At 76.7% G+C, this 7,214-nt stretch carries 3 protein-coding genes; all 3 read left to right on the top strand.

The window, feature by feature from the left end:
• Positions 1–430: 430 nt before the first annotated feature.
• The 3 genes from HCN56_RS13295 to HCN56_RS13285 are packed head-to-tail and all read left to right on the top strand — an operon-like array spanning position 431 to position 7,152.
• Entirely contained in the window at positions 431–1,027 is a 597-nt protein-coding gene (locus HCN56_RS13295; protein ID WP_167970701.1) for a sigma-70 family RNA polymerase sigma factor, read from the top strand.
• On the top strand, positions 1,024–2,433 hold the full coding sequence (locus HCN56_RS13290; RefSeq protein ID WP_167970699.1) for a hypothetical protein: 1,410 nt from the start codon (positions 1,024–1,026) through the stop codon (positions 2,431–2,433). The genes HCN56_RS13295 and HCN56_RS13290 overlap by 4 nt, the downstream gene beginning before the upstream one ends.
• A gap of 36 nt (positions 2,434–2,469) precedes the next feature.
• A complete protein-coding gene (locus HCN56_RS13285) occupies positions 2,470–7,152 on the top strand; it encodes an FtsK/SpoIIIE domain-containing protein (protein ID WP_167970697.1) in 4,683 nt (1,560 codons plus the stop codon).
• Positions 7,153–7,214 lie beyond the last annotated feature (62 nt).

Here is a 7,214-nt window from a genome sequence, read left to right as displayed (position 1 = left end):
CGGCGGGCCCGCCGCGTGACCGGTGCGCACCGCAGCCCCGTCACGGCCGGTACCCGGCCCTGTGGCGCGGCGGCGCCGCGGGCACGCCGGTGGGGCGACGCCGGCGCGTACGGGGCTGAGAACAGTGCCTCGCACCGGCGCGCGCGCCCGGCTCGGTAGTTACACGGAGTGAGATTCGCGCGGGGGTGGGCAGGGTGGCCGCGGCCGGCCAGACGGCGGCGGATGCCGGACTCGCGCGCCCGTGACGAGGGGCGATGTGCCCGCTCTCTGCCCGGACCCGGACATTTCCCTGTACCTGCCAGGCAGTATCATCCGCGCACGGTGCAACTCCTCGTGTCAATCGTATGGTTACCGGAGTGACATTCGAGCGTTCGAGGCTTGGCGCGTACACAGCCGTTGGCTGTCACCTCAGGACGGAGCCCGATCCCAGATGCGCACGCCCCCCACTGCCGCACCCGCCGAGGTCCGGCTGCACGACGCGTTCGACCACCGGTCGCGGCTGGTCCAGTACGTCCAGCGGCTCACGGGCGACCGGCACCGCGCGGAGGACATAGCCCAGGAGGCCCTCTTCCGGTTCTGGCGGCTCTCCCCGGACGCGGCGCCCTCCGACGCGCATCTCGCTCCCTGGCTCTACCGCGTGGCGCGGAACCTCGCGGTGGACGCCCACCGCCGCGACCGGGCGGTGCCCATGGGGGAGTACCCGCCGGAGCTGGTGCTGCGACCGGACACCACCGACGTCGCCGAGTCGGTCGCCACCCGGCAGGCCGTCGCGCGGGCGCTGGCCGGCCTCAGCCCCGACCACCGCCGCGCCGTCGCCGCGGTCATGCTCTGCGACCTGTCGTGCGCCGACGCCGCCCGCGAACTCGGCGTCCCGCCCGGCACCGTGAAATCCCGTGTCCATTACGCGGTACGGGCGCTGCGCCGGGAGCTGGGTGTGAGCGACGATGACCATCCCACCCGTCCGGTCGCGGCACGCCGCGCGTCCGGGCGGCCCGCCCACCGCGCCCCGGAGAAGAGCGCCGCATGAGGACCGTCGACCCGTTCGCCTTCTTCGCCGAGCACCGCGACACCATCTTCCGCTGGTGCGGCATCCTCGGCACCCTGCTCGTCCTCTTCCTGCTGGTGCGCTGGCAGGTCATGAAGCGCGGCGGCTGGCGCGTCGTCGGCCGCCGCATCAAGCGCGAGATGAAGGCCACCGCGCTGGCCTTCGCCGCCCCGCCCCGGGCCTGGCTCCGGTACCGCCGGGCGCTGCGGCGGCTGACCGGGCTGCTGGGCGACACGAGCACCTGGCGCGACGCCGAACTGGCCGTCCTCACCGCTCGCGAGGCCGCCGCCGGCTCCTCCGTCCCCTACGCCGTACGGGTCGACGCCGACTGGGTCCGCGTCATGCTGGCCGGGCACGCCGCCGTGCCCGGCGCCCCCGAGCCGCCCGGCCCCTGGTACCCCGACCCCGACGCGCCGGGGGAGTGGGTGGCGCAGCGCGCCGACCTGCCCGCCATCGCCCCCGCCCGCGGCGGCCCCTGCCCGGTGCTGGTCGCCGTCGGCGAACGCCACCGCGGCTGCGTCTTCGTCGACCTCGCCACCGGGCCCACGGTCACCTCCGTCACCGGCGACGCCCGCAACGCCTCCGTGCTCGTCCAGGTCCTCGGGGCGCAGCTCGACGCCCGCATGCCCAGCGGCATGGTGACCGTCGCCGCCGACGTCCACCCCCGGTTCCCCGGCGAGCCCGTCCGCGACGCCTACCGCACCGCGCTGGCCGCGCTCGGCGCCCCCTCCACCCCCCGGGACGACGTCACCGGCATGCCGGTGCTGCCCTCCGTCCTCATCGCCGCGACGCTCCCCGACCCGCTGCCGCCGGAGCTGACCGCCGCGCCCGACGCCGGCCGCCCCCCGATCCGTGTCCTCGTCAACGGGCCCGGCCGCGGCCACACCCGCCGCGTCTTCACCGACCGCCACAGCCGGGTCGCGATCAGCGGAGCCCCGCTGCTCGCCAACGGGGCGGCGCTCAGCCGCGCCGTCGCCCGCACTCTGCGCGGCTTCCCGCCGCTTCCCCCGCCGCCGCCCGCCGGCGCCGGGGCCGGCGGCCTCACCGGCAGCGAGCTGTTCCAGGAGGAGGGTGTCGTCACCGGCGTCCCCGCCGCCGCCGTCCAGGACCGCCCGGCCGCCGCCCCCGCGGCCCCCGTCACCGCCGTCGAGGAGACGAGCGAGCCCGCCGTCCTCGCGGAACCGGAGGAGGCGCCCGCCGCGGCCCGCAGCGCCCGCACCCGCCGCACGGGCCCGGTGGTCGACCCCCGCCACCGGATCGCGCTCTCCAAGACGACGACCGCGCCCCCGGCGCCCGTGCCCGCCCCGGCGGCGCCGCCCCGCGGCACCGGGGACGAGGAGTCCTCCCTGCCGCCCGGCCGCAGCTCCCGCTCCACGCACCGCCCCTGACCGCTTCGGGCACCGCCCGCCCCACTGGAAGCAACCGTGGACCTCACTCTCACCACCGCCGACCCGCAGGGCCGGCACACCGACCACCTGCTGGACCTGCCGGCCGACGCCACCGTCGCCGGCCTGGCCACCGCCCTGGCCGGCGAGCCGCAGGAGGAGGACGGGCCGCCGCCCGTCCTGTACCTCGACGGCCGTGCCCTGCGGCCGGAGACGCCCGTCGCCCACAGCGGCATCCGCGAGGGCGCCGTCCTCGGCCTCGGCGCGCCCGTCCCGGCCGCCGGCCGGCTGCCCGCCTGGACCCCGCCCGAGGCCGAGCCGGCCCTGGTCGAGATCCGGCACGTCTCGGGCCCCGGCTCCGGCACCGTCTGGCGACTGGGCCCCGGCAGCCACGAGGCGGGCACCGACCGGGGCTGCGTGCTGCGGCTGCCCGACGGCGGCGCGCCCGAGGGCGGGGTGTGGATCACCGTGCGCACCGACGGCACCCTCAGCTTCCTGCTGCCGCCGGACGCCAACCCGGCCCGCTGCGGGCTGCGCTCGCTGACCCCGCCGCCGCCCGTCGACCCCGAGACCGGCACCCCGCTCACCGACGAGGAACCGGCCGGCCCGCACGACGGCGGCCCCGGCGGCCACACCACCGCACCCGACCCGCCCGGCCCCGACGGACTACCCGTCCCCGAGGAGCCCCCGCCGCCCGGGGTGCTGCCGCCGCCCGGCGACGACTCCGAGGAGTGGCCGCCCTACGCCGACCTCGCCCTCGGCGACCACCTGCTGCGGTTCGGCCCGGTCAGCGAGCCCGACGCCGCCGTCAACCCGGCCGCGGACGGCGTGGGGCTGGAGTACAACCGACCGCCGCGCATCGCCCCGCACCTGGACGCCGACTCGCTGCGGATGCCCGGCCCGCCCAGCAAGCCGCGCGACCGGGCGTTCCCGCTGCTGATGGTCCTCATGCCGCTGATCATGGGCATGGTCATGGTCAGCCTGTTCCGCAGCTTCTACTTCCTCATCTTCATCTTCTTCACCCCGCTGATGGCGCTGGGCAACTGGATAGCCGGCCGCCGCAACGGCCGCCGCGCCCACGCGGACGCCCTCCGGCTGTTCCGGCTGCGCCGCGCCTCGCTGGAGCGCGAGGTACGCCAGGCCAGCGTCGAGGAACGCGCCCTGCGCAACGTCACCTTCCCCGACCCGGCCACCGTGCTGCTGACGGCCACCGGTCCCGGCGCGCTGCTCTGGCAGCGCCGCCGCCACGACCCGGACCACCTCGCGCTGCGGTTCGGCACCATCACCCGCGCCTCGCTGCGCCGCATCACCGACTCCGCGCGCGAGAGCAACCACCAGACCGTCCACTGGCGACTCGCCGACGTGCCGTTCGCGTTGGAGATGACCGACCGCGGCGTCCTCGGCCTCACCGGCCCCGACGACAGCCACCGCGCCGTCGCCCGCTGGGCCGTCGCCCAGAGCGCGGTGCTCCACAGCCCGCGCGACCTGCGGATCGTCGTCCTCACCTCCGACACCCACCGCGAGGACTGGGCCTGGGTCCGCTGGCTGCCGCACCTGCGCAACCGCCGCGGCGGCTCCGACGACGGCCCCGTCATCCACCTTGGCAACGACCCCGAGTCGACCGCCCACCGGGTCAGCGAACTGCTCGCCGACATCAAGGCCCGTACCGACGCCGCCCGTTCCCCGATGGGCGCCGCGCTCCACCGCGACGCCGACGTCCTCGTCGTCCTCGACGGCGCCCGCCGGCTGCGCGACGTCCCCGGCGTCATCGACATCCTCACCACCGGTCCGGGCGTCCGCGTCTTCAGCCTCTGCGTCGACGAGCGCGAGCGACTCCTCCCCGAGGAGTGCACCGGCGTCGTCACCGCCACCGCCGGCCGCATCTCCGTCCGCGTCACCGGCGCCCCGCCGCTGGACGACCTCCGCGCCGACCTCGTCACCCGCGACTGGTGCGAGCAGGTCGCGCGGGCGCTCTCCCCGGTCCGCGACGTCACCCCGGACGGCTCGTCCGGCCTCCCCGACGAGGTGCGACTGCTGCCGCTCCTCGACCAGGAGCCTCCCAACGCCGAGGCGCTCCTGAAGCGCTGGAGCCGCCGACCCGCCGAGACCGCCTTCGTCCTGGGCGCCGGTTATGAGGGACCGTTCCGGCTCGACCTGGTCCGCGACGGGCCGCACGGCCTGGTCGGCGGCACCACCGGCGCCGGCAAGTCCGAACTCCTCCAGACGATGATCGGCTCCCTCGCCGCGGTCAACCGGCCCGACGAACTCACCTTCGTCCTCGTCGACTACAAGGGCGGCAGCGCCTTCCGCGAGTGCTCCCGGCTGCCCCACACCCTGGGCATGATCACCGACCTCGACGGCCACCTCGTCGAACGCGCCCTCGCCTCACTGGCCGCCGAACTCCGGCGCCGCGAGCGGGTGCTGGCCGCCGCCGAGGCGAAGGACCACACCGAGTACCGCGCCCGACGCGCCCGCGACCCGCAACTCCCGCCGCTGCCGCGCCTGCTCATCGTCATCGACGAGTTCGCCACCCTGGTGCGGGAACTCCCCGACTTCGTCCCCGGCATGGTCAACCTCGCCCAGCGGGGCCGCTCGCTGGGCCTGCACCTCATCCTCGCCACCCAGCGCCCCGGCGGCTCCGTCAACAACGAGATCAAGGCCAACACCAACCTGCGGATCTCGCTGCGGGTCACCGACCGCGCCGAGAGCCAGGACATCATCGACGCGCCGGACGCCGCCAACATCTCCGCCGCCACCCCCGGCCGCGCCCTGGTCCGCCGCGGCGCCACCGCGGCGGTCCCCGTCCAGTCGGCGTGGGCCGGCGCCGAACGGGCCACCGACGGCGCCTCGGACGCCCCCGCGGAGACCAGCGACTCCCGCCCCGTGCGCGGCACCCGCCTCACCTGGCAGGGGCTGGGCCGCGCCCCGCAGCACACCGGCGACGACCACGACGAGGAGCTGCCGCCGACCGGGGCCGAGGAGCCCCCCACCGACCTGCGGGCCCTGGTCAACGCCATCACCGAGGCGACGGAGCGGCTCCCGGACTTCGCCCAGCAGCCCAGCCCCTGGCTGCCCGCGCTGCCCCGCCTCATCGACCTCGACGACCTCCCGCCGGCGCCCCCGCCGCGCGCCGGGGCCCTGCCGGTGGTGCCGTACGCCCTGCTGGACCTCCCGGACCTCCAGGAACGCCGCCTGGGCACCATGGACCTGGAGAACTTCGGCCACCTCTACGTCGTCGGGTCGCCGCGCTCCGGCCGCACCCAGACGCTGCGGTCCATGGCCGGCGCCGCCGCAGCCGTCCTCAGCAGCGCCGACCTCCACATCCACGGCATCGACGCCGCCGGCGGCGGCCTGCTCGCCCTGGAGGAGCTGCCCCACACCGGCGCCATCGTCCCCCGCCACGACTCCGAGCGGCTGGAACGGCTGTTGCTGCGGCTGGCCGCCGAACTCACCGAACGGCAGCGGCAGCTCTCCTCCCGCGGCTGCGCCGGCATCTCCGAACTGCGCGCCGCGCTCCCCGAGGCCGAGCGGCCCGCGCACATCCTGTTCCTCATCGACGGCTGGGACGCCCTCAGCGCGATGCTCGACGACTACGACGGGGGCCGCCTCTACGGCGAGATCGTCCGGCTCCTGAGGGAGGGCGCCGCCGCCGGAATCCACGTCGTCGCGACCTCCGAACGCATCCTGCTCGGCGGCCGGCTCGCCGCCCACAACGACCGGCGACTGCTGCTGCGCCAGGCGGAGAAGACCGACTACCAACTCGCCGGCATGAACCGCCACCAGGTGCCGGACCATGTCCCGCCGGGCCGCGGCTGGCACGCCCCCGGCGGGGTCGAGACACAGATCGCGCTGCTGCCGGGCCCGCCCGCCACCACCGACGGCGCCGACGAGGCCGGGGAGATCGAGCAGGCGCTCCTCGCCGGTGAACGCCCCGCGCCCGACCAGGCGGAGGCGCTGCGCCGCATCGCCCGCACGGCGCGCGACCGCGACCACACCGTGCCCGCCGCCCGGCGCCCCTTCCGGGTCGCCGAACTCCCCACGCTGATCGGCTACCAGGAGGTCGCCGACCGCATCCCCGAGAAGCTGCGGCGGCCGCTGTGGGCGCTGGTCGGCGTCGGCGGCGACGGCGCCACCCCGCTCGGCCAGGACCTCGCCGCCGGCGGCGGCAGCTACCTGGTCGTCGGGCCCGCCCGCTCCGGGCGCTCCACCACCCTCGCCACCATGTGCGTCTCGCTGCTGGTCGGTGGGACCTCCCTGGTGGTCATCACCCCGCGCGACTCGCCGCTGCGGCGGCTGGGCGTGCACGACCTGGCGCGTGTCCTGCCCGATCCGGACCCGAGCGTGGACGAGCTCCAGGCGGCGCTGGACGCGCAGCAGGGCCGCCCGACGGTCGTCGTCATCGACGACGCCGACCTGCTGATCAACGCCCGCGCCGACAAGCTGCTGCGCAAGCTCGCCGTCTCCGGACGCGACGCCGGGCAGGGGCTGATCCTCGCCGGCTCCGCCGACTCCTTCGGCGCGCTGGGCTGGGTCTCGGCCGCCCGGCGGTCGCGGCAGGCGATCCTGCTGGGCCCGAAGTCCATCACCGAGGGCGACTTCATCGGCGCCCGGCTCTCCGCGGACCAGGTCCGCATGCCGCTGGTCCCCGGTCGTGGTTGGACCGCCGGGCCGGGCGGCCTGGCGGTGGCGGTGCAGGTCCCGCTCACCGTCTTCGAGGGCTGACACCCGGCGGGGGGGGGGGGGGGGGGGGGGGGGGGGGGGGGGGGGGGGGGGGGGGGGGGGCA

The organism is Streptomyces lonarensis, assembly GCF_012033735.1.
Lineage (GTDB): Bacteria > Actinomycetota > Actinomycetes > Streptomycetales > Streptomycetaceae > Streptomyces > Streptomyces lonarensis.
Note: the sequence above shows the minus strand (reverse complement) of the source record. Positions and strands in the feature narration are given on the sequence as shown.